Genomic DNA, 2339 nt, shown 5'->3' with positions numbered 1-2339 from the left:
AGGCGGCCCTGCGGGAGCACGACGGCCGGCGCGGCGGCTCGCCCGCGCTGCTCACCGCCACGGAGGATTTTTTCGGACCCGCCCCCGAGCTGCCGGGACTTCTCTATCCGCGCGCCGACCGGCCCGCCGTACTCGCCTCGTTCGCCCCCGAAGTGGCACGCCTCGCGTCCGGCGATCCGGTCGCGCGGTCGATCCTCTCGGCCGCCGCGGAGCGGATCGCGGAGTCGGCCGAGGCGGTCTGCCCGAGGTCCGGGGAGTGCGAAGTCGCCCTTACGGGTGGCCTGTTCAAACTGGGCGAGCCGTTGCTGGCGCCGCTGCGGGCCGAACTGGCGGACCGGCTGCCCCACGCCCGTACCGTCCCCGCGGCCGGCGATCCGCTGGCCGGCGCGCTGAACATCGCGACCGCGCTCGCCACGGACACGCTGCGACTGCCGCCCGACGAGCGGCTGTTGTACATCACGACACAACAGGATAGATGAGCAGAAAAATACCTAACGGATAAATAGGGACAGATGCCTCGGTGTTGGCCCCTCCCCGAACAGCCGCACCCACAAAACCAGTAGCATTCGACGCCATGAGCACCCCCACTGGGCCTGCACCCGGCCTGCCTGTACGAATGCCGCGCCCCCGTCAGTCGGGGCGCCACCGCCGCCCGGAGCCCGTGGCGGCGCCCGAAGGTGCGCCCGCGCTGGTCCTCGCCGTCCCCGGCGCTCCCTCGGACGCGGCGCGCGGCCTGGCCGAGGAAGTCATCAGCATCGCCCGTTCCGAGCTGCCGGGGCTGGACGCCGCGATCGGCTTCCTGGACGGCGTCGACGACGCGGACGAGACGACCGAGCAGCCCACGCTCCAGGCCGTCCTGACCCGGCTCGCCGCCCGGCGCATCGAGCGCTACGAGCTGGCGAAGGCCGCGGGCCGCGAGGTCACCGAGCCCGAGGGCCCGGCCGCAGTGGTCGTCCCCCTGCTGACGGGTCCCGAGAACGACCTGCTCGACCGGATACGCCGGGCTGTCGCGGACAGCGGCACGGAGGCGCGGACGACGGACGTCCTCGGTCCGCACCCGCTGCTCGCCGAAGGTCTGCACGTACGGCTGTCGGAGGCCGGGCTCGCCCGCGCCGACCGCGCCCGGCTGTTCACGGTGGCGACCGCCGCCGACGGCATCATCCTCGTCACGGTGGGCGGTGAGGAGGCCGTACGGACCGCCGGGATCACGGGCATGCTGCTGGCTGCCCGTCTCGCCGTGCCGGTGATGGCCGCCGCGCTCGACGTGGAGGGTTCGGTCGCCGCCGTCGCGGAGGAGCTGCGCGGCTCCGGCGCGACGCAGCTGGCGCTCGCGCCGTACCTGGTCGGTCCCGAGCTGCCCGGCGGGCTGCTCGACGCGGCCCTCAAGGAGGCGGACAGCGCCGCGGCCGAGCCGCTCGGGGCGTACCCGGCGATCGGCAAGCTGGTGCTCTCGAAGTACACGGCGGAGCTGGGCATCGCGGAGCCGGCGCAGGGGGCACCGACCCACTGACGCCGGGCCGCGCAGGGCGGCAGGCACACCCCGTGACGCGGAAGGGCCGCGCCGGTCTTTCTTACGGCGCGGGCCCTTCCTCGGGTGCTCTCACGGGGTCACAGGGGCTCTCGCGGGCCGGCCCGGGGCGGGTCGGCCCGCGCTCAGTGGTCGTACGGCCGCGCTCAGCCGGGCCAGGGGCCGGCCAGGAGGTCAGCCGAAGATCACACAGGAGGCCGCGGGGGCCGTGAAGGACCCCGCCGGGACGGGGATCCCCGTCTCCTGGTCGATGTCGAACCAGCTCACGTCGCCGGAGTGCTCATTCGCGGCGTAGAGGCGGCGGCCCGCCGGGTCCAGCGCGAGATCGCGCGGCCAGTGGCCGCCGCACGGCACGGTGGTGACCAGCTCGGCCTTCTCGCGCGACACGTCGAGCGCGAGGACGCTGATGCTGTCGTGTCCCCGGTTGGCCGTCCAGACGAAGCGGCCGTCCCGCGCCACGACCACCTCGGACGCGAAGCTCTCCGTCTCCACGCCGTCCGGCAGGACGGCCGTCTCGCCAACCGCCTCCAGGACCCCCGCCGCCGCGTCCCAGCGGCAGAAGGTCAGGGTCGGTTCGAGTTCGTGCAGGACGTACGCGTGGCTGCCTTCCGGGTGGAAGGCGAGGTGACGCGGCCCCGAGCCCGGCCGCAGGGCCGTCTCCCCGTGCGGGACCAGCTCTCCCGACGTGGCGTCCACGGAGGAGACCTGGACGGAGTCGGTGCCGAGGTCGACGGCGAGGAGCCACCGGCCGCTCGGATCGGCCACCACCTGGTGCGCGTGCGGTCCGCGCTGCCGGTCGGGGTGCGGTCCC

Annotated in this window: 2 protein-coding genes and 1 pseudogene; 2 read left to right on the top strand and 1 reads right to left on the bottom strand. The window is 74.4% G+C overall.

Annotated elements, in window-relative coordinates; all coding sequences use genetic code 11:
• Nucleotides 1-479 (top strand): annotated as a pseudogene (locus tag GT042_RS24630) (ATPase); the annotation flags it as partial.
• 95 nt (nucleotides 480-574) lie between these two features.
• Complete coding sequence (locus tag GT042_RS24625) at nucleotides 575-1510, top strand: hypothetical protein (RefSeq protein ID WP_161310918.1); 936 nt, start codon at nucleotides 575-577, stop codon at nucleotides 1508-1510.
• Between the two features lie 192 nt (nucleotides 1511-1702).
• Here GT042_RS24625 and GT042_RS24620 read toward each other — a convergent pair.
• Nucleotides 1703-2339, bottom strand: a 637-nt coding sequence (locus tag GT042_RS24620; RefSeq protein ID WP_161310917.1) for a beta-propeller fold lactonase family protein, incomplete at its 5' end; no start/stop codon positions are given.

It is taken from the genome of Streptomyces sp. SID3212, from assembly GCF_009865405.1.
Lineage (GTDB): Bacteria > Actinomycetota > Actinomycetes > Streptomycetales > Streptomycetaceae > Streptomyces.
Note: the sequence above shows the minus strand (reverse complement) of the source record. Positions and strands in the feature narration are given on the sequence as shown.

What these genes read in the sequence shown, in the direction of transcription:
- GT042_RS24625 (WP_161310918.1), top strand. Translation starts at nt 575, where the DNA reads ATGAGCACCCCCACTGGGCCTGCACCCGGCCTGCCTGTACGAATGCCG.